General features: G+C 41.8%; 23 protein-coding genes. 9 read left to right on the top strand and 14 right to left on the bottom strand.

Annotated elements, in window-relative coordinates:
* Window positions 1-32: 32 nt before the first annotated feature.
* Both ACE01U_RS06955 and ACE01U_RS06950 read left to right on the top strand, forming a co-directional pair.
* The gene (locus ACE01U_RS06955) at window positions 33-407 is read left to right on the top strand and encodes a hypothetical protein (protein ID WP_228147005.1); all 375 of its coding nucleotides are present in this window, start codon (window positions 33-35) and stop codon (window positions 405-407) included.
* Between the two features lie 117 nt (window positions 408-524).
* Window positions 525-953, top strand: a complete 429-nt coding sequence (locus tag ACE01U_RS06950; RefSeq protein ID WP_395579033.1) for a hypothetical protein — start codon at window positions 525-527, stop codon at window positions 951-953.
* Window positions 954-1,004: 51 nt separating this feature from the next.
* Here ACE01U_RS06950 and leuB read toward each other — a convergent pair whose 3' ends face one another.
* The 4 genes from leuB to leuC form a co-directional block, all read right to left on the bottom strand.
* The gene (gene leuB / locus ACE01U_RS06945) at window positions 1,005-2,084 is read right to left on the bottom strand and encodes a 3-isopropylmalate dehydrogenase (RefSeq protein ID WP_119064624.1); all 1,080 of its coding nucleotides are present in this window, start codon (window positions 2,082-2,084) and stop codon (window positions 1,005-1,007) included.
* A gap of 37 nt (window positions 2,085-2,121) precedes the next feature.
* A complete protein-coding gene (locus tag ACE01U_RS06940) occupies window positions 2,122-2,682 on the bottom strand; it encodes a hypothetical protein (protein ID WP_395579032.1) in 561 nt (186 codons plus the stop codon).
* Window positions 2,683-2,782: 100 nt separating this feature from the next.
* Window positions 2,783-3,433, bottom strand: a complete 651-nt coding sequence (leuD, locus tag ACE01U_RS06935; RefSeq protein WP_395579031.1) for a 3-isopropylmalate dehydratase small subunit — start codon at window positions 3,431-3,433, stop codon at window positions 2,783-2,785.
* Between the two features lie 21 nt (window positions 3,434-3,454).
* The gene (leuC, locus tag ACE01U_RS06930) at window positions 3,455-4,903 is read right to left on the bottom strand and encodes a 3-isopropylmalate dehydratase large subunit (protein WP_291373370.1); all 1,449 of its coding nucleotides are present in this window, start codon (window positions 4,901-4,903) and stop codon (window positions 3,455-3,457) included.
* A 614-nt stretch (window positions 4,904-5,517) separates the two neighbouring features.
* Between leuC and ACE01U_RS06925 the strand changes: the two genes are divergently transcribed.
* Window positions 5,518-5,754 carry a DUF2061 domain-containing protein gene (locus ACE01U_RS06925; RefSeq protein WP_086209999.1) on the top strand — a complete coding sequence of 79 codons (237 nt, stop codon included), beginning with the start codon at window positions 5,518-5,520 and terminating at the stop codon, window positions 5,752-5,754.
* Window positions 5,755-5,907: 153 nt separating this feature from the next.
* Window positions 5,908-6,765, top strand: coding sequence for a LysR family transcriptional regulator (locus ACE01U_RS06920; RefSeq protein WP_086210000.1), 858 nt, complete (start codon window positions 5,908-5,910; stop codon window positions 6,763-6,765).
* Between the two features lie 62 nt (window positions 6,766-6,827).
* On the opposite strand, the gene ACE01U_RS06915 is transcribed toward ACE01U_RS06920, so the two are convergent.
* From ACE01U_RS06915 to ACE01U_RS06900, 4 genes are all read right to left on the bottom strand, one after another.
* The gene (locus ACE01U_RS06915) at window positions 6,828-7,103 is read right to left on the bottom strand and encodes a hypothetical protein (RefSeq protein WP_395579030.1); all 276 of its coding nucleotides are present in this window, start codon (window positions 7,101-7,103) and stop codon (window positions 6,828-6,830) included.
* Window positions 7,104-7,141: 38 nt separating this feature from the next.
* Window positions 7,142-7,333 carry a hypothetical protein gene (locus tag ACE01U_RS06910; RefSeq protein ID WP_395579029.1) on the bottom strand — a complete coding sequence of 64 codons (192 nt, stop codon included), beginning with the start codon at window positions 7,331-7,333 and terminating at the stop codon, window positions 7,142-7,144.
* A 73-nt stretch (window positions 7,334-7,406) separates the two neighbouring features.
* Window positions 7,407-7,652: a DUF2789 family protein gene (locus ACE01U_RS06905; protein ID WP_086210002.1), complete on the bottom strand. Its 246-nt coding sequence runs from the start codon at window positions 7,650-7,652 to the stop codon at window positions 7,407-7,409.
* A 215-nt stretch (window positions 7,653-7,867) separates the two neighbouring features.
* The gene (locus ACE01U_RS06900) at window positions 7,868-8,518 is read right to left on the bottom strand and encodes an HAD family hydrolase (RefSeq protein ID WP_395579028.1); all 651 of its coding nucleotides are present in this window, start codon (window positions 8,516-8,518) and stop codon (window positions 7,868-7,870) included.
* A 182-nt stretch (window positions 8,519-8,700) separates the two neighbouring features.
* Between ACE01U_RS06900 and ACE01U_RS06895 the strand changes: the two genes are divergently transcribed.
* Together ACE01U_RS06895 and ptsP are read left to right on the top strand one after the other, a co-directional pair.
* Window positions 8,701-9,183: an RNA pyrophosphohydrolase gene (locus tag ACE01U_RS06895; RefSeq protein ID WP_004692547.1), complete on the top strand. Its 483-nt coding sequence runs from the start codon at window positions 8,701-8,703 to the stop codon at window positions 9,181-9,183.
* 79 nt (window positions 9,184-9,262) lie between these two features.
* Window positions 9,263-11,560: a phosphoenolpyruvate--protein phosphotransferase gene (gene ptsP, locus ACE01U_RS06890; RefSeq protein WP_086210004.1), complete on the top strand. Its 2,298-nt coding sequence runs from the start codon at window positions 9,263-9,265 to the stop codon at window positions 11,558-11,560.
* A gap of 6 nt (window positions 11,561-11,566) precedes the next feature.
* Here the strand turns inward: ptsP and ACE01U_RS06885 are convergent, their stop codons facing one another.
* Complete coding sequence (locus ACE01U_RS06885) at window positions 11,567-11,755, bottom strand: DUF7230 family protein (RefSeq protein WP_086210005.1); 189 nt, start codon at window positions 11,753-11,755, stop codon at window positions 11,567-11,569.
* Window positions 11,756-11,931: 176 nt separating this feature from the next.
* Window positions 11,932-12,546, bottom strand: coding sequence for a LysE family translocator (locus ACE01U_RS06880; protein WP_151707196.1), 615 nt, complete (start codon window positions 12,544-12,546; stop codon window positions 11,932-11,934).
* Between the two features lie 151 nt (window positions 12,547-12,697).
* Here ACE01U_RS06880 and ACE01U_RS06875 point away from each other — a divergent pair, with 151 nt between their 5' ends.
* Together ACE01U_RS06875 and ACE01U_RS06870 are read left to right on the top strand one after the other, a co-directional pair.
* Window positions 12,698-13,150: an Lrp/AsnC family transcriptional regulator gene (locus ACE01U_RS06875; protein ID WP_086210007.1), complete on the top strand. Its 453-nt coding sequence runs from the start codon at window positions 12,698-12,700 to the stop codon at window positions 13,148-13,150.
* A 281-nt stretch (window positions 13,151-13,431) separates the two neighbouring features.
* A complete protein-coding gene (locus tag ACE01U_RS06870; RefSeq protein ID WP_395579027.1) occupies window positions 13,432-14,568 on the top strand; it encodes a DUF389 domain-containing protein in 1,137 nt (378 codons plus the stop codon).
* A 6-nt stretch (window positions 14,569-14,574) separates the two neighbouring features.
* Here the strand turns inward: ACE01U_RS06870 and ACE01U_RS06865 are convergent, their stop codons facing one another.
* Entirely contained in the window at window positions 14,575-16,227 is a 1,653-nt protein-coding gene (locus ACE01U_RS06865; protein WP_395579026.1) for an acyl-CoA dehydrogenase family protein, read from the bottom strand.
* Window positions 16,228-16,305: 78 nt separating this feature from the next.
* On the opposite strand from ACE01U_RS06865, the gene ACE01U_RS06860 reads away from it, so the two are divergent.
* Window positions 16,306-16,923: a TetR/AcrR family transcriptional regulator gene (locus ACE01U_RS06860; RefSeq protein WP_395579025.1), complete on the top strand. Its 618-nt coding sequence runs from the start codon at window positions 16,306-16,308 to the stop codon at window positions 16,921-16,923.
* A 120-nt stretch (window positions 16,924-17,043) separates the two neighbouring features.
* Here the strand turns inward: ACE01U_RS06860 and ACE01U_RS06855 are convergent, their stop codons facing one another.
* The 3 genes from ACE01U_RS06855 to katG form a co-directional block, all read right to left on the bottom strand.
* The gene (locus ACE01U_RS06855) at window positions 17,044-17,553 is read right to left on the bottom strand and encodes a hypothetical protein (protein WP_395579024.1); all 510 of its coding nucleotides are present in this window, start codon (window positions 17,551-17,553) and stop codon (window positions 17,044-17,046) included.
* A gap of 208 nt (window positions 17,554-17,761) precedes the next feature.
* Window positions 17,762-18,034, bottom strand: a complete 273-nt coding sequence (locus tag ACE01U_RS06850) for a hypothetical protein (RefSeq protein WP_395579023.1) — start codon at window positions 18,032-18,034, stop codon at window positions 17,762-17,764.
* Window positions 18,035-18,208: 174 nt separating this feature from the next.
* Window positions 18,209-20,401, bottom strand: a complete 2,193-nt coding sequence (katG, locus tag ACE01U_RS06845; protein WP_395579022.1) for a catalase/peroxidase HPI — start codon at window positions 20,399-20,401, stop codon at window positions 18,209-18,211.
* Between the last annotated feature and the right edge of the window lie 368 nt (window positions 20,402-20,769).

Below are 20,769 nucleotides of genomic sequence, written 5' to 3'. Positions count from 1 at the left end.
AATACACCAAAACAATAATGAAGACGACTTTAATGAAGCTCGCAATTTTACTGTTCCCCATGCTATGTGTTGCCTGTGCCACAACCAACCAAACTCAGCTCAACCAAACCTTACAACACTATATCGGACAATCTTCAGATCAAGTTCAAAACCAACTCAACCTCAATAGCATGGGTTATAAAGTTCTCGGTGCTCCTGTACATACACCCGAGAAACTGACCTACACCCTATTACGCAATATGCCTATTCCGATGGGAACACCCAACCTTGGAACCAGTGTCACTATGGGTGCGCCCATTCCAACACCTTCTAGCGGTAGCCTGAATATTGAAATGAAATGTAAAATTGAGTTCAGACTGCATGATGATCTTGTGGAATCTATTCACTACATCGGTAAAGCGTGTTAACGGCTGTGTTATGTTGAGCCACCTACATACCGTTTATCTCAAATTACTCGAACCATACTCAAACGAATATCCAGATATAGAATACTAAAAGGGTGTCTCTCTGCTTAGGGGATAATCATGAAGCCCTTTATTGTCAGTTCCTTGAGTTCCATTTGCTTTCTACTACTTCAAGCTTGTAGCAACGCTCCAGCGCAAAATCACACCGTCATTTCATCCACTAAAATTGCGCTCCCCGACTATTTAGAACAATATATCGGCCAAGATGTATCGAGCATACGGCGTCAGCTCAACTTACACAAACTCGGTTATGAAACCTTAGGGTCACCAATTCAAACATCAAACCAACTGAGTTACACCATCGTCAGACGGATTCAAATTCCAACCCCTATGCCCACTATGCGAAGCGACAGCAGTGTCGGCGCGATTCCTATTCCAACAGCAACCCCATATTATGATGTACAGTTAGAATGCCAAGTTCATTTCTTATTAAAAGACAATATTGCCCAATCTGTTCAATACCAAGGCAAAGCCTGTAAAGGTTATTAAATCTTGGGAAAAAAAACGCAGCGAATGGCTGCGTTTTCCAGTGTATCTAACTTAGTTCAGTGCAGCCACAACCGCCTGCCCCATTTCCGCAGTACCCACTTTGCTCATGCCTTCAGACATAATGTCAGCAGTACGTAAACCTTGATCCAACACACTTCCTACCGCATCCTCAATCGCTTTTGCAGCAGCTTCTTCACGGAAAGTATAGCGTAGCATCATTGCAACAGACAGAATGGTCGCCAATGGGTTAGCAACGTTTTGACCTGCAATATCTGGTGCAGAACCATGACATGGTTCATACATACCTTTGCCACTTTCATCCAAAGATGCCGACGGAAGCATGCCAATCGAACCCGTTAACATTGCTGCTTCGTCAGACAAAATGTCACCAAATAAATTACCTGTCACAATCACGTCAAACTGTTTAGGCGCACGTACCAATTGCATTGCAGCATTATCGACATACATATGCGACAAGTTAATGTTTGGATAGTCAGCTTCTTTCATCGCCGTTACGGTTTGCTTCCAAAGCTCTGTCACTTCAAGTACATTGGCTTTGTCTACAGAGCACACTTTACCGCCACGTAAGCCTGCAAGTTCAAATGCGACTTTGGCAATACGCTTGATTTCAGACTCTGCATATACGTCGGTGTTAAAACCTTGTTTTTCGCCATTTTCCAGTTCACGAATACCACGTGGTTGACCAAAGTAGATGCCACCAGTCAATTCACGAACGATTAAAATGTCCAAGCCTGCAACAATTTCAGGCTTTAAACTTGATGCATCTGCCAATTGCGGATACAAAATCGCTGGGCGCAAGTTTGCGAATAAATTGAGCTCACTACGAATTTTTAATAAACCACGTTCTGGACGAATTGAGCGTTCAATGTTGTCCCATTTTGGTCCGCCAACTGCACCAAGTAAAATCGCATCTGCATTTTTGGCTTGTGCTGCAGTTACCTCTGGATAAGGTGAACCATGTGCGTCAATCGCAGCGCCACCCAGTAAACCTTGTTCCCACGTTAAACCTAAATTGAATTGATCGTTTACTCGTGTAAGCACTTGTTCTGCGGCTTTTACAATTTCAGGACCAATGCCATCACCCGCCAAAATCAAAATATGTTTAGACATGAAAAATTCCATTGTTAGTGAGTTTTAACTCACACGATTAAAGTTTTTGTTCTACAAACTCACCCAAGCCATTTAGGACATTGTACGGTTTGCAAAAACGACGAATTGTTCTTTGGTTTTGCTTTAAATCGACACATAAAGGGTCAGGTGCAGACATATTCAACAAACTTCCCTGATGTCGACTGCGCGCACGAAACATTCTAAAAGTATAACGTTCAGCAGGCTTAAAGCGATGAATCACATGTAAGGTTTCTGCTCGGTCTGCTGAGACCGGATAGAAGCGAATGACCAGTTCATGCTGCCCAGCAGGCACCGACAAAAACAGTGAATTTGCATCATTCAAATCATCTCGCTTCAAACGAACAATTTGTTCTCGAATTGCATCACGGCTCACACGATGATTGTCTGCATTGACGATTTTGATTTTATTCAATCGCTCAAACTCACAGTTCACTGTACCTGTACAATAAATTTGTGCATTGTTTTTACTTGCTGGGGTTTCATGAATACGCTTTATACTTGCCGTATTCATACTTTGACAGGCAGTTAATGTGCCTATCAAAGCAAGTAGAGTGATACGACCATAACTCGTCACCATTGTTCAAGTCCAACCTTTACCAGTAGCAAAACGATTAAAATTCTTTTGCTCTGATATTAACAAGAGATAAACCGCAGCACTAGTTATATCGTTTCTTCAATTAAGCATGAATTTCAGCAAACACCCATGGACGCGCAGCTTTGGTCTTTTCTTCATAAGCACGAATCTCATCTGCTGCTTGTAAGGTCAAACCAATATCATCCAAGCCATTTAACAAACAATGCTTACGGAAAGGATCCACTTCAAACTTGAAAGCTTCACCCGATGGTGTACGCACTTCTTGCGCATCCAAATCAATCGTCAGTTGATAGCCTTCATTTGCTGCACATTCTTTGAAGAGTTGGTCAACAATCTCTTCAGACAAAATCACAGGCAACATGCCATTTTTGAAGCTGTTGTTAAAGAAAATGTCTGCATAACTCGGTGCAATCACGGTACGGAAACCATATTCTTCCAGTGCCCACGGCGCATGTTCACGGCTAGAACCGCAACCAAAGTTCGCGCGAGAAATCAAAATCGAAGCACCTTGGTAACGTGGCTGATTCAATGCAAAATCGGGGTTTTTAGGACGTTTTGAATTATCTTGTCCTAAAAAACCTTCATCTAAATAACGCAATTCATCAAATAAGTTTTCACCAAAACCCGTGCGCTTAATGGATTTCAAAAACTGTTTTGGAATGATCAAGTCTGTATCAATATTGGCACGGTCTAAAGGTGCAACGATACCCTGTTCAACGGTATATTTTTTCATGTCTATGCTCCCAAGCCCGAATTAAAATGAACGCACATCGACAAAGTGACCTGCAATCGCTGCTGCAGCTGCCATTGCTGGACTCACCAAATGCGTACGACCACCATTGCCCTGACGACCTTCGAAGTTACGGTTGGAGGTCGATGCGCAGTGCTCACCAGGTTGTAATTTGTCTGCATTCATGGCTAAGCACATTGAACAACCTGGCTCACGCCATTCAAAACCAGCTTCAATCAAAACTTTATCTAAGCCTTCCGCTTCAGCTTGAGCTTTCACTAAACCAGAACCCGGGACCACCATTGCCTGTTTAATGGTACTTGCCACTTTTTTGCCTTTGGCAACTTCCGCCGCTGCACGAATGTCTTCGATACGCGAGTTGGTACATGAACCAATAAAAACACGGTCTAACTGAATGTCTGCCAATGCCTGACCTGCGGTTAAACCCATGTACTGATAAGCACGCGTCCAGTCATTACGCTGTACATCATCTTTGGCTTGTTCCAAAGTCGGCACCGCTTGAGAAACTGGAATCACCATTTCAGGCGAGGTCCCCCAAGACACTTGTGGTTCAATCTCTTCACCTTGTAATACCACCACAGTATCAAAATGTGCGTCTGCATCCGAATGTAAAGTATTCCAGTAAGCCACTGCTGCATCCCACTGTTCACCTTGTGGTGCGTAGGGACGACCTTTCACATAGTCAATGGTTTTATCATCGACAGCCACCATACCGACACGCGCGCCACCTTCAATCGCCATATTACAAACCGTCATACGACCTTCAATCGACATATCGCGGAAGACTTGACCACCGAACTCGATCGCGTGACCTGTCCCGCCTGCCGTACCAATTTTACCGATGATGGCTAAAACCACATCTTTCGGTGTCACACCCTGACCCAATTGTCCATCAACACGCACCAACATGTTTTTCATCTTCTTTTGAACCAAGCACTGGGTTGCCAATACATGCTCTACTTCAGATGTCCCAATCCCGTGTGCCAAGCAACCAAAAGCGCCATGCGTTGCTGTATGAGAGTCGCCACACACCACCGTCATGCCTGGTAAGGTTAATCCTTGCTCAGGTCCCACCACGTGTGCAATACCTTGACGCACATCATTAATGTCAAACTGCACTACATTAAAAGTTTTGCAGTTGTCGTCTAAGGTTTGGACTTGAATGCGTGAAGTATCATCTTCAATGCCTGCAATACCTTCTGATCGCTCTTTGCTTGAGGTTGGAACATTATGGTCAGGTGTTGCCACGTTCGCACTTAAACGCCATGGCTTACGCCCTGCAAGTTGCAAACCTTCAAAAGCTTGTGGCGACGTCACTTCATGTAATAAATGACGGTCGATATAGAGTAAAGCTGAGCCATCATCACGCTGTTTTACTAAGTGGTCATCCCACAATTTGTCATACAATGTTTTTGGAATTTGGGGTTTTGCTTGTTGGTTTTCGCCTGCCATGTCGATTGACTCCACTGGACTGGGTAATTCTTTCATTAAAAACGATTATAACGGTGATTTCACATAAATCTAATTTATCATTTTTATTAATTTAAAAACTTTTTGGAATTATTTTTAAATCACTCAAGTTCATGCTCTGCTACCGAGTTTAGACGCTTTCAGCAGATTTTACCTAAGCTCATAACACATTGTATACCGTGCTTTTTCTAAACTGAACCATCCCAAACCAACGTTTATTTTCTCTCAATTAACGCTTGAAATTATCTATGCTTGCATTAGACATAAAAGTAGCGCTGAGAATCCAATAGAGTCAAACAACAAAACAAACTCAGCTCAACATTGCCGACATAAATTCACTAGTAACATTCAATTTTATGCGGAATGAACGCTCTTAATTCTTGGCATAACTTGAAGTTACTTGTATTTTTACAAAAGGATTAATGGTTCAAGCAAAAGCCTTAATCTCTGTTTTTATTATGTTAAACATAAAACGAAGCACATTATTTCACTTGATTCAAAAATTCAATCGAGACCAATCAAAATTTCATTTTGACTTTACTAATGATAATAATTATTATTTACAAATGTAAAGTGTTATTGAGAGGCCTTTTATCATGTCAAACATTCAAAAATTTGTAGCAAAAAATCAACGCATCTTCAAAAAAACTTTAAGCTACTACATCATGCATATTACGGTCGCTATGTTAGTTGCGTATATGGTCACAGGTAACTTATGGATGGCGGTTACCTTAAGTTTGTTAGAACCGACTGTTCAAGCTTTTGCCTTCTTCTTCCATGAGCGAATTTGGGAAAGAAAAAGCCGTAGCCCAGAAGAAAATATTCCGGCCTAAGCCCCATCTCCTCTCATTAACTTAAAAAGATCACTTTTAGTGATCTTTTTTTATCTCAATGCAGATGAAATAACACCCGATTTATTTTAAAGATCGCAATTCATATAAAATGATTTTATAATTCAATTATACTTTCATAACCAGATTATCCTTATGAATCTTGCAGCCTTCGAAGCTTTTGTAAAAGTCATGGAAACCGGCTCTATTTCTTTAGCCGCAGATCAACTCTTCATTACGCAACCTGCTGTGACCAAACGTATTCATAGTTTAGAAGAATATTTTGGTGTGAAACTGTTTGAGTCGGCAGGTCGTGGTGTACAAGCCACGCATGCCGCACATTCACTGCTGCCTAAAGTCAAAAATTGGCTCAATGAACTGGGTGACATTCACCATACCTTGAGTCATGAACAAGGCATGGTTCAAGGCAAACTTAAAATTGGCACCAGTCACCATATTGGTTTACATCACCTACCCAATCATTTACGTGAATATGTACAAACCTTTCCCAATGTCACTTTAGATGTACACTTTGTCGACTCAGAGCAAGCGCATGAAAAAGTACTGGCTGGTGACTTAGAATTGGCTTTTTTGACGCTTCCACCGAAGTTAGATGAGCGTTTGCAATATGTCACCATTTGGGAAGACCCCTTAGTTTTTGTAGCAGCGCCCTTTCATCCGCTGGCACAAATGCAAAACTTAAAACTCGAAGATCTGATTCAGTACCCAAGCTTATTGCCTGCGTCTCAAACCTATACCAGCCAAATCACACTGGCAGAATTTGAGAAACAAGGGCTAAAACCTAAAATTAGCATGAGTAATAATCCACTCGAATCAATTCGCATGTTGGCATCTATTGGATTGGGCTGGTCAGTGCTTCCCAAGACTTTGATCAATCAAGACCTACAACAGTTAAATATTAAATTTGAAATGAACCGCCAATTGGGTATGGTTTGGCATCCTGGGCGAACGCAGTCGCGTGCAGTGCAAGAACTGATTACGATGATGAAATAAGCGCTGCACCAAATAAAAAACCATCCTGTAGGATGGTTTTTTTATTTGGTGCGAGGAGTGACTTAAGAACCGCCTATAGCCAATGCAATCAGTCCAAGCCAAATCGCTAACAAAATCGCACCGGCTAAGAGATTTGTACCACCACGATTTTCTAATTCTGTTGCGACATTGCCATTTCCGAACTGGCGGATTTTAGTAATCTGCTTATCGACGTGATGCTTATACAAAGTGTTACCCTGCATGCCAAATGCAATAGCCAAGCCGATATTTGCCCCCGAACTGTCAATCCCCAAAAGTGCTTCAACAATCCCGATGAACACAATCAGAGCTATGGACATAAAGCCATAACTGTACATTTTCCGATAAAACAACCAAATTACGCCAAGAAAAAAGCCGCAACATTAAATCCTGCATATTGTTTCTTGGGTGTGATTTTTTCAAATTGAGCCTGATAGTACGACGCATATTTCTCCCCGATAAATACAGCACGATCTAGTTCGAGCTGATCGACTGAAGCCCGTCTCTCTAAAACACGAGGCGACGGAAAAGATTGTTGATCTAAAGACATAAATTGCTTCTTATTTTTTATTTTATTGAAGAAATGAGGGCAAAGCTTTTCAGCATCGCCCCAAAAATATCACTTATTTTTTAATCAATGAATCTTCATGTAAAGATTCATTGAGTTGATCCACAATAATTGCCCACTCACCATCCGATTTAATTTTTTCTGCCAAAAACTGACGTTGCGCTTCAGTCCAATATTCCGCATCAACAATCATGGTTTGCGCATTAAGCTGATGCGTTACAATAAATAAGGCAATCGCATCTTCATTTGCATCTAAACCGAGTTGCTCAAACAGATGGGTCATTCTTGGTCGTACACTCATGTTATTCTCCACGATACTGTTCTAATTTTTACATAGTCAAAATAGCTTTAGCCAAGTTTTAACATAGCATATTTAGTTAGTTTTCCAAGATTTGTCGTCCCATCACCGCAATATTTTATCAATAGATTTGCTTTCAATGAAATTGACTGACTCAATGTCTTTGCAATAAAAAAGACGACCCGAAAGTAGCCTTTTCAATATCGAAAGATAAATAATTAAATGGACCAGTCTTGGATTTCCCATGCCTGATCTTTAGCCAATGCTTCCAAACGATCATCAGGATTAACAGCTATCGCATGGTCGGCGTATTCCAGTAAAAAACGATCATTAATAGAGTCCGAATACGCCCAAGACTCGCTGACATCACGCCCTGCCAGCCACTGATCTAAACGCGTCAATTTACCTTTTTGGTAGCACGGCGTATTGATCACTTTGCCCGTGTATTTGCCATCAACCACTTCAGCATTGGTTGCAATGATTTCGCTAATCCCAAACTCGCGAAAAATTGGGGCGGTAATAAAGTCTGAAGTGGCCGTGATCCCAACCAAAGCATGCCCTGCCTCTTTGTGACGTTGAATGGCTTGAAAACCATCAGGACGCATTTGCGGGCGAATCACTTTTTGCATGAATAACTCATGCAGTTCAGTGAGGTAGGTATTGTCATGTTGAGTTAAAAATTCAAACACAAATTCATTATAAGCAATCGGGTCGAGTTGCCCTGCTTTGTAATCTTCATAAAATTTATCGTTTATGGCACGATGGCGAACTGGATCAACCAAGCCCTCATTCACCAAAAACTCTCCCCAAGAATGATCCGAATCGGTGTTTAACAAGGTGTGATCGAGATCAAATAGTGCCAATTTCATGAAAATACTCGTAAAAACTGAAATTTAAGAAAAAATTTGTAAATCTATCTCCGCTAGTCGATAGAAATTCGTTAAGATCATAGCAATTTTAACATTTTTAAACTTTGCTTTTTTCGAGTTGGATACAGAAATAAAAATCCCCGATCGCAAAGTCATAAATTACACAATATTTAGGTAGCCAAATGATCGATTCGGAAGGTTTCCGACCCAATGTCGGGATCATTTTGGCAAACGAGTTTGGACAAGTTTTATGGGCAAAACGCATTGGACACAATGCTTGGCAATTTCCACAAGGAGGTATCCAATATGGAGAAACCCCTGAACAGGCACTTTATCGTGAGCTGAGAGAAGAAGTTGGCTTACTGCCCGAACACGTCCAAATAGTAGCGCAAACTAAAGGTTGGCTGCGTTATCGTTTGCCGCACCGATACATTCGTACAGATTCCGATCCCGTATGTATTGGACAAAAACAAAAGTGGTTTTTACTCAAACTCACTGCCCCCGCTCAGAATATTCGTTTGAATTTGTCTGATCCGCCCGAGTTTGACCAATGGCAGTGGGTCAGCTATTGGTACCCACTGGGGCAAGTGGTGAATTTTAAACGCGATGTATACCGCAAAGCGATGGTGGAGTTGTGCAATCAGCTCCCTCAAAAAAAGCCTTAAAAAATCTAGACGTCCTACAGATTTTTTAAGGTTCTCTTGTTATAAATAAGTTGGACGCACTTTTTTTGGAGTAGATGCGATGTCGAATATGCAACTGGATACCCTTAGACGTATTGTGCAAGAAATCAATGCGTCCACCAGTTTGCATGAATCACTCGACATTATGGTCAACCATGTGGCAGAAGCCATGCACGTTGACGTTTGCTCCATTTATTTATTGGACGAGCGTAATCAACGTTATTTGTTGATGGCATCGAAAGGTTTGAACCCCGATTCAGTCGGCCATGTTTCACTACATACCAGTGAAGGCTTAGTCGGCCTAGTCGGACAACGCGAAGAAATCGTCAACCTTGACAATGCCCCGAAACATGAACGTTTTATGTACTTACCTGAAACAGGTGAGGAAATTTATAACTCGTTCCTTGGCGTACCCGTCATGTACCGCCGTAAAGTCATGGGCGTGCTTGTGGTGCAAAATAAAGAGCCTCAAGACTTTAGTGAAGCGGCTGAATCCTTCCTTGTCACCCTCTGTGCACAACTTTCAGGGGTCATTGCGCACGCACATGCCGTGGGCAATATCGACGTTTTTCGTAAGCCCAGCAATTTACCCGCTTACAAAACTTTCCAAGGCGTCCCTGGTTCAGGTGGAATTGCCTTAGGCCGTGCTGTCATTCTCTACCCACCTGCAGATTTGGCGGCTGTTCCTGACCGTGAAGCCGATGATATCAGTGAAGAATTAGCCCTACTGGATCGTGCCCTAACCTCAGTGCGTGATGAAATCAAATCGCTTGATGACAAGATGCAAGACGCCCTTATGGCTGAAGAACGTGCCCTGTTTAGCGTGTTCTTACGCATGTTGGATGAAAATGCGCTACCTGCTGAAATTAAAGAGCAAATTCGCGAAGGTAACTGGGCACAAGGTGCAGTACGTATCGTCATTGATAACCATATTGATCTGTTTGAACAAATGGAAGATGACTACTTACGTGAACGTGCGGCAGATTTAAAAGATTTAGGTCGACGTATTTTGGCCTATTTGCAAGAAGCGGATTCGAGTCACCGTGAACTTACCGATGAAAGTATTCTGATTGGAGAGGAAATTTCAACCGCAGCTTTGGTTGAACTTCCTGTCGATAAAATTGCTGCGATTGTCACCACAGAAGGTGCCATGAACTCACATATGGTAATTGTGGCACGTGCTCTCGGCATTCCAACCGTTGTGGGGGTGACTGAACTACCGATTAATACACTTGATGACGTTGAAATGATTGTCGATGCGCATCAAGGTCGGGTCTTTATTAATCCACCTCGTCGTCTACGTACCCGTTATAAAGAGATTCAAAAAGAAGAAGAGCAAATTGCCAAAGACTTAAAACAGTATGAAACCAAAGATGCCATCACCCCTGATGGTGTCGCAGTCAAACTGTTTGTCAATACTGGTCTAATGATTGATGTGGTGCGCGGTGTACAACGCGGAGCCAAAGGTGTTGGTCTATATCGCTCCGAAATTCCATTTATGCTCCGTGACCGCTTCCCTGGCGAAGAAGAACAACGTGCGATTTATCGTCAGCAGTTGAGCCACTTCGCCAACAAACCCGTGGTGATGCGTACACTCGATATTGGCGCCGATAAAGACTTACCTTATTTCTCCATTGAGGAAGAAAACTCCGCACTGGGCTGGCGCGGCATTCGCTTTACGCTCGACCACCCTGAAATTTTCTCTTCACAAATTCGTGCCATGCTTAAAGCCAGTATTGGTTTAAATAACCTGCATATTTTACTGCCGATGGTCACCAGTGTCAGTGAAGTAGAAGAAGCGCTGTACCTTCTTGAGCGTGACTGGGTCGCAGTGCAAGAAGAGGAACAAGTAAAAATCACCAAACCGAAAATTGGTATTATGGTTGAAGTTCCAAGTGTGCTGCTGCAAATAGATGAGTTTGCCGAGTTGGTTGACTTTTTCTCGGTCGGCTCAAACGATTTAACCCAATATTTACTGGCAGTCGATCGAAACAATCCACGGGTTGCTAACGTTTATTCACATTTCCATCCTTCAATTTTGCGTGCACTGACTCGCTTAGTCAAAGAGTGTCATAAGTACAACAAACCAGTCAGCATTTGTGGAGAAATGGCAGGAGACCCTTTATCTGCGATCTTACTGATGGCAATGGGCTTTAATACGCTGTCGATGAGCTCAAGTAACATTCTGCGTGTACGCAAAGCTATTTGTCATGTGCCGATGCCTGACGCGATTGAACTCTTAGAACACGCATTGAAAATGAGTAATCCACTCATTGTAAAAAGCCAAATGGAATATTATTTTAAAACACACGGTTTAGGCGATATGGTCAAATCAGCGACACGTATTGTGACGGCTTAGAAGCCTTTAAACACAAAAAAGAGGCATTAAAAAAGGGAGATAATCATCTGAATATCTCCCTTTTTTGTGCTTGTCATAGCCTCGTTTTGCATTTTTCTTTCGGTCTACAAAGACTTGGCTTTGGTTGACTTCATGCATGTGTTTTGCCACGAAGTTGTGAATCACAACTTTTGGCTCAGCTTTCTTCTTTGCCATTTTCCCACCTAACTGAACGGATGATATCGCATAGGATATGGCTGGAATTTTACGCTTTTTTGTATACTTTACAAGCGACTTTCATGTCATTTCTGTCTCTTAGCGTAGCCTATTTTTAAAGAGATAGCTCATACAACTATTTAAGCGCCATAACTTGTATCTGCTGAAACATACACTTAAAAATAAAATTGATCTAACAATAAAATCATCGCAATCAAAATCATCAATGCACCAGAGACTCGACTCACGATCATAGCTGCATGAGGACGTGTTGCTAAAACTCTTTGCGCACTAAACCCGACCAAAAAGTAAACCGCCGCACAACTAACCAAATGGATTCCTGCCAATAAAATAATCTGAGAAGTTGCCGATACGGCAGATTTTGGATCAATAAAAGGTGGCAACAACGCTAGAAATAAAAGTAGGACTTTCGGATTTAAACCACTCAAATACACCCCACGAATGTACCAAGATTTAGAGGAAGTCAATGCCACCTGATCACGACTAATACTTGCAGGACGCATCGACAAGTTCAAACCCATCCAAAGCAGATACAGTGCCCCAATAGCTGTAAGCACTTGAAGTAACATTGGCTGACTCGCAACCAAAGTTCCAACACCAGCCGCAACAGTCAAAGCCGCCATCAAGTGTCCAGTTAATAGTCCCGTCACCGCAGGTAAGACTTTTTTACCTTGGATTCCTGAAGAAATCACATAAGCCCAATCTATACCTGGTGTGATCACGAAAAGTATAGAAACGCTCCAAAACGCAATCAAAATGCTGAGTGACATCCCTTTCCCCTTTTATCGGTTATCGTTGTTAAAATTTGGGGAGTTGATCATTCAAACAGCCTCAAATAATTTTGAAAGGATATCCTTTAGGCTCTAAAATGTGCTTTCAAATCTTTGTGCAATAACGGCTAAAAAAGGGAGATTCTTCCACATGGACAAAATTGATAAGAAGATTCTTGCTGAACTACAAGCAGATGGACGTTTATCGGTTACCGAGTTGGCAAATAAAGTTGGATTGAGTCTTTCACCCTGTCATCGACGAGTCAAAGCCTTAGAAGATGCGGGTATTATCAAAGGCTATCGTGCACAGCTCGATTTTTCTCAGTTGGGTTTAAATTTTTCGACCATTGTTTTTGTCACACTCAAAAATGGCGATAAAAATTCAGTGCTCAGCCTTGAAGAGGCTATTTTGCAGATTCCTCAAATTGTAAAAGCACAACGGCTTTTTGGTGACCCCGACTACTTACTGCATGTTGTCACCTATGACTTGGAAAGTTATCAAAAACTCTATGATGAACAACTGTCAGCACTCCCCAATGTGCAACGCCTGATTTCCACTATGGTCATGAAAAATATTATTTCGAATCGGAGTGTTTTATTCTAAAAAGAACACTATAGAGTGGTATCCACCCCACCATTTAGTGAGAAATGTCATACAACGCAATACTTACCCTCGTTCGATGGATGAGCTGAACGACAAAAGACCAATCCAACCTAAAGGTAAATGAGCCAAGCCATACTACGCGTATAAAGAGAAAAAGTTCTATTTACGAATGCTGAAAATTTATACGCAACTTATCTTATTTTTCACTATTGTTTATATTTGTTTCCTTCTTTAAAAGCGCTAAATTAATACTTAACTCGATATAAAATAAGAGCATCATCATGCCATTAGAAAAAGACAAAGATGCAACTATTGTGGTCAACGACACCCCTGACCAAGAAAAGTATGAATTCTTAAAAGAGAAGATTCGTTATAAACAAGCTTTACGCGAAAATTCAAAAAAAATTGACCATCAAAAAGTTCGACTGAATATTCAAGCGGATGCTCTTCCCAGTAAAACCTTTTTTATTATGAATGCCTTGGCGGCCGTCATTGCAGGTTATGGCCTGCTTTCAAACTCGGCTGCGGTAGTGATTGGCGCGATGCTAGTGGCGATGATGTTAGGGCCTATTTCAGGTATTGCCTTGGCTTTAATTGACAACCGCCTTTTACTGTTTAAAACCGCGCTGTCCACTTTACTCCTTGGCATTGCCATGATTTATAGCATTGGAATCGTGATTGGTTTAGTAAACTATGACCTGCCTATGACCAATGAGATTCTATCGCGCACGCAACCGACCATTTTAGATTTGATGATTGCTTTAGCAGGTGGTGCAGCAGGAGCTTTTGCTTCGGTTTCACCTCGGTTGTCTGTAGCAGTCGTCGGTGTCGCTGTTGCCACTGCTTTGGTTCCGCCCTTGGTGGCCAGTGGGATTTTATTTGCACATATGGAATGGAAAAATTCAGCCAATGCTTTTTTACTGGCGGTGACCAATATCTTTGCCATTCAGATTAGCTCATCTTTAGTCCTTTGGATTGCAGGCTTTAGACGTGGTTCCAGCGAAGAAGTGCAGAGTAATGTCAAAGAGTTTCTCAAACGTAATGCTATTAGCTTAATGTTCTTAGCGCTCTTAGGGATTTATCTCTCCTTTAATTTTTATACTCTGCTCAATGCTCGACTATATGAAAGCAGTACTGAAACAACCATCAGTACTGCGCTGAATCATGATAATAATATTATTGATACCATCCAATTCGATAAAAGAGATGATTTCACTTTAGTCCGTGTCTCTATCCGTGGCGATATCCCGCCTAGCCCTGCACAAATTGCAGCACTCAATCAGAAACTTTCGTCAGACTCAAACAATAAACCCAGTATCGTCCAAGTCCGTTTTATTCCGATTGATATTATTCAGGCTGAGGACAGCCCCAACGTCAAACTCGAACAACATGAGGCGCAAAAACTTTCAGTACAATAATGTGCCTTAAACCGCAAATGCTCTATGCAGCAGTCGTTCTACGTCGGGTTGTTTCATCTCAAGCATCCCGACAACCCGACCATGAAATGGACTATAACGGCTTTGAATAAAACCATCAGCCACATAGTCTGGTGCATGCCGTTTTAGCAGGACTGCTTGAGTCAAAATCACCAGCCTACTGACCAAACTGCGCCCCATAAATTGCAGCTCTTCAGGTGCCTGCTGGAATAATTTAAATAGACTTTGTAGCTCTTGCTTCAACTGGTCATCTTGCATCGCGGTGGATACTAAATCTTGAAACAAGATCTCAATCGACTCTACATCACGGCTGATGGCACGCAATACATCCAAACACATGACATTACCTGAACCTTCCCAAATGGTATTGACTGGGGCTTCTTTAAAAATGCGCGCCATGATGCCGTTGTCGACATAGCCATTGCCCCCAAAGACTTCCATCATCTCGCCAGTCAACTCAACTGCACGCTTACATACCCAGAACTTCGAAGCTGGGGTCATAATGCGTTTCCATGCTACGGACAATGCGTCATCCGCTTCATAGCAATGTGCAAGATGGAAACTAAGTTGCATCGCCGCTTCCGTTTCTAAGGCTAAATCTGCTAGTACCGCTTGCATCAAAGGCTGCTGTGCTAAATGTTTGCCAAAAGCTTTGCGCTGACGGGTATAAACAATACATTGCACCAAGGCTTGCCTAAGCATGGCAGTACTGCCTACGGAACAGGTCAGACGGGTGTAATTCGCCATTTCAATAATGGTGGGAATACCGCGTCCAGCTTCCCCAATCATAATGCCCCACGCGTCTTTAAATTCGACTTCGGAACTGGAGTTGCTACGGTTGCCCACTTTGTCTTTTAAGCGTTGCACATGAATTGGGTTCTTGCTGCCATCCTCTAGCCAACGTGGCACAAAGAAACAGGCCAAACCATCTTGTTCCGTCTTTGCCACCACCAAATGTGCATCACACATCGGTGCAGAGAAAAACCATTTATGCCCTGTGAGCAAATAGGCTTGTCCACGCCCCGACTCTGCGACGGGTACTGCAATGGTTTCATTGGCACGTACGTCCGAACCGCCTTGTTTCTCAGTCATGCCCATCCCTAGCCAAATTGATTTTTTCTGGCTGATTGGCACATCACGTTCATCGTATTCAGTCGAAAGTAACTTATCGCTGATTTTGGCCCACAGTTCAGGCTCACGTTGAATCAGTGGAATACTGCCCAAAGTCATCGAATTTGGGCACAAGTTTCCACACTCCACCTGCCCTGCCAAATAAAAACGGGCTGCCCAATCGACCCATTTTGAGGATGAATGGGGATGATTAAACGGATGTGCATGGGTATCGAACTGACGGTTCAATCCCATCCATTTATGCCATGCAGGGTGAAACTCGATAAAGTCTTTACGGCGTCCGCGCGCATCAAAAGCATGTAATATGGGCGTATGCCTATTGGCTAGATCAGCATAATCATAATATTCCGCCGAACCGATGACTTTACCCATCTCTGTGAGTCTTGCCTGATCCTGACTGCCATAACGGGCCAATATTTCTTGTAAAACGATATCAGTTTCAAACAGGTTGTAATTTTCCAGTTCATCAAACTGATTGCTGATTTGATGGGTCATCCCTGTCGTATTCATATCACTTTGCTCTTGTTATGCTGTGCTTTTCATTTCAGTATAGAGAAAAATTGAGTCTGCCATGTTCAGCTTTGTGCCATGAAGAATCCTGAGATCCAAGTCCGTCGTAGACCGCGCCAGTCGCGAGCTAAACTTACCCAAGAAGCTTTGCAAGAAAGTTTTGTTCGGCTTTTGCATGAACGCCATGCGCACGAAATTACCATTCGGGAAATTACCGATGTGGCGGGAGTTGGTTTAGGTACTTTTTATGAATACTTTTCAAAGAAGGAAGATTTGGTTGCATTGACCATTCACCAGCATGTGAAAACTAATGCGGAGCAACTAAAAAGTTATGCACAAAGCCTGATGGAGTTATCCACAAAATTAACTTTTGAGGGCTATTTACAGCAGATTATTCACTTTCAGCTTGAGCAGATTCAGACTCGACAGTTTCTCTGGGCTCAAACTTTTTTGCTGGAACGACAGGTGTCGAATATTGAAAGTTACCGTAAAAGTTATGAAATGATGGTGCAAATGTGGCACAGCATCCTTGAGCCTTATGTTGATGATGCAGAGCAACTACAGCAATTGAGTTTAAATGTGCAACGTGTGTGTTATGGCTTTGTGTCGCAGACTTTGCTGGTCGAGCCAGAGTTTGATGAGTGGTATCAACTTGAAAAGGATATCCATCAAAGTCTGGTGAAACTTAATTTTTAATAAAAATAAGCTTCCTATTCATTTTCGCACTTACATTTAAATTATAGGTATTTGAGATATAAAATAATACTAAGTAATTACCCCTATAAGCTCTATTATGTTAAATTGAATTTTCAGTAGCTAAAGATTTGGAAAGCGAATTTTTGTTTCGGCTTTTCTAATTTCATTACTGGTAAAAGAAATCGTTGTTCCTAGTGAATAAGCATAAATTCCTTGAATAGAATCATTAGATGATTCATATGAGATATAGAATCCGTTATCAACTCTATTCACCCATTCAAAATTCGTTTTATATTTTTCAAATAGAAATTCGATAATTTTCGTTTTTAACTCTATATCATTTGTATCAATATCATAAGCGATACAATGAAGCTTACCTTGCCATTCTTGAAGTGAAATAGATCCAACTGGGGTTGCCAATATATACCAGTTTGATTCTTTGATGAAATTCACGTTTGGAGTATGTTTTTCTAAATCGAATTTAGTCTGAATAGTTGAAAAATCTGAGCCAATTTCAATTATAAATGATTCTAATACTTTATCCTGATTCACCATATTATTCTCTGCATGCAATAAACTATTCGTAAAAAGTGAAATGAAAGCAATCAATATCAAAAGAGCTTTGGACATAAGTAATTCTAAATTTAAGTTTTCATAAAATGAATATAATGCATACTATACAACACCTATACTTTTAAATTAAATAATATCAGCATCTTATAATCCATAAAAAACCGCCCTTACAGGCGGTTTTTATTCCAGTGAAAATTACTTCGCATCAAAACGGCATATATCCATTCCATAATTTAAGAAGCAATAAACATTGAGGCTTCAATCATTACGAACGATTTTTTTCATTCAAATCTTTGGGTGGCATCGGGCAACCATTTGCGTCTTTAGGAGGCTGTGGATGATCTTTCCCCTGTGCGTCTTTAGGAGGTCGTGGTCTATCTTTATTATCCATATCTTTTGGTGGTGGAAGACAATCTTGCGTTTGATTTGAAGCAGGCTGTTTTTGTATTTGCGTATTTTGTGAGCTTGCGGCTAAGGCTGTGCCAGCAAGAGCAAGTGTCCCCAAACCTAGAATTAGACCCGTTAATACTTTTTTCATTGTGATGTACCTCTATGCTATAAATTATTATTCCAATGCTATAAATCAATTATGGATATTTAATGGATTTATATATTTGGGCAAACATTTCTATTCTCATTTTTGGTTAATTTATTATAAAAATTCAAATATAAAAAAACCGCTCTTTTGAGCGGTCTTTTGTTCTTGTGAAACCTACTTCACATCAAAACGGTCTGCATTCATTACTTTCACCCAAGCGGCAACAAAGTCTTTTACAAACTTCTCTTTGTTATCATCTTGCGCATAAACTTCCGCATATGAACGTAAAATCGAGTTCGAACCAAAGACTAAGTCTACACGTGTTGCCGTCCATTTGGTTGCCCCTGTCGCACGCTCCACGATTTCATAACGGTTTTTACCCACAGGTTTCCAGTTGTATTTCATGTCGGTTAAGTTCACAAAGAAATCATTACTCAGTACCCCTACGCGATCTGTCAACACACCTTCTGGTGTACCTGCATAGTTCGTACCAAGTACACGCATACCACCAACCAATACCGCCATTTCAGGTGCAGTCAAACCGAGTAATTGTGCACGGTCTAACAGCATTTCTTCAGGTTGTACGCTGTAATCTTCTTTGACCCAGTTACGGAAACCATCATGCTTAGGCAATAAGTCTTCAAAAGAATACACATCAGTTTGCTCTTGAGTCGCATCGCCTCGTCCTGCGAGGAACGGAACTTTGATATTCACACCCGCAGCGTGTGCCGCTTTTTCAACGGCTGCTGTGCCACCCAGTACAATTAAATCCGCAATACTGACTTTTTTCGCAAGACCTGCCTGAATTTCTTTAAGTTTCGCCAAAACTTTGGCTAAACGCTCAGGCTCATTGCCCACCCAGTCTTTTTGTGGTGCAAGACGGATACGGGCGCCATTGGCACCACCACGGTAGTCTGAACCACGGAAAGTACGCGCACTGTCCCAAGCAGTATTGATCAATTCAACCGAAGTTAAACCGCTATTTAGCAACTTCACTTTTAAATCTTCAATTTCAGCTTCAGACAAAACATAATCGACCGATGGAATTGGGTCTTGCCAAATAAGGTCTTCGCTCGGAACATCTGCACCTAAGTAGCGAGATTTTGGTCCCATGTCACGGTGCGTCAGCTTGTACCAAGCACGTGCAAACACTTCGGACAAGTAAGCAGGGTCTTTGTAAAAACGCTCTGAGATTTTGCGGTATTCAGGGTCTATTTTTAATGCCATATCAGCATCAGTCATCATTGGGTTACGGCGTACATTTGGGTTATGCGCATCAACAGGTTTGTCTTCCTCTTTGATGTTAATCGGCTCCCATTGTTTCGCACCCGCAGGACTGGTGGTTTTTTCCCATTCATAAGTAAACAGCAGATAGAAAAATTCGTTATCCCATTTGGTTGGGTGAGTCGTCCAAGCCCCTTCTAATCCACTGACCATGGTGTTCGCACCATTGCCTGTGCCTTCGGAGTTATGCCAACCAAGACCTTGAAACTCCACGTCAGCGCTTTCGACATCTGCCCCTAAGTTTTCAGCTTTACCATTCCCGTGGGCTTTCCCTACGGTATGACCACCCGCAGTCAATGCCACGGTTTCTTCATCATCCATTCCCATACGGTCAAAAGTGACACGCATGTCTTGTGCAGTCCGTAATGGATCTTGAACACCATCAACCCCTTCTGGATTGACGTAGATCAAACCCATTTGTACCGCAGCCAATGGATTTTCCAGCGATTTTCGGTCTTGGTCATTGGCATAGCGGTTTGCCGTTGGTGCCAGCCATTGACGCTCTTCGCCCCAGTAAATATCTTTTTCGGGTGCCCAAATATCTAGACGACCACCACCGAAACCAAAGGTTTTTAGACCCGCTTCTTCATAAGCTACAGTCCCTGCAAGAACAATTAAATCGCCCCATGAAATTTTATTGCCATATTTACGTTTGACTGGCCAAAGCAGGCGACGGCCTTTATCGGTGTTGACGTTATCAGGCCAACTGTTGAGGGGGGCAAAACGTTGGTTACCAGTGTTGGCACCGCCACGTCCATCTTGTTTACGGTAGGAACCCGCCAAGTGCCATGCGGTACGGACAAACATCCCAATGTAGCTACCATAGTCAGATGGCCACCATTCTTGACTGCTGTTGATGAGTTCACGTAGGTCTTGTTTCACCGCTTCTAGATCTAATGATTTGAATGCAGTTGCATAGTCAAAATCAGGATCCATCGGGTTGGTTTTTTTATCGTGTTGCGACAGGATGTCTAGATTGAGCGCATTGGGCCACCAATCAGAATTATTGGTGCTGGCTAAACTCGTTTGTCCACCGTCTTTCTGGTGAAATGGACAACCTGATGCTTGCATATTCTGTGTCATGTCGAGCTCCAAATTTGATCATCAAATTATGATTATCATGAACCGTTTAAAGTATTTATTACTTTTCTAACATAGCCCTTTTTTATGACAATCTAAAGCGAGTTTTACGAATAAAAACAATCGGATTATTCCATGTAAATATTTAAGAAAGAAAGATTTTTAACTTTTCAACAAGATAGAAGTCGACGAAAAAACAACAGCAAGAAAAGCCTTTAATGCGGAGTTAATGGGCATTTTCAATTGAGTTTATCGTTTAAAAATTAGACGATTCCTACCAGCAATCAGTGCAGCTCAGGTTGAGTAAAAATCAAACAATAAAAAAGGCATACTTTCGGTTTTTAGATTTTTTTTGAAAGATATTTTAGTGA

It is taken from the genome of Acinetobacter halobius, assembly GCF_044130335.1.
Lineage (GTDB): Bacteria > Pseudomonadota > Gammaproteobacteria > Pseudomonadales > Moraxellaceae > Acinetobacter.
This window is presented reverse-complemented; position numbering and strand designations above follow the sequence as displayed.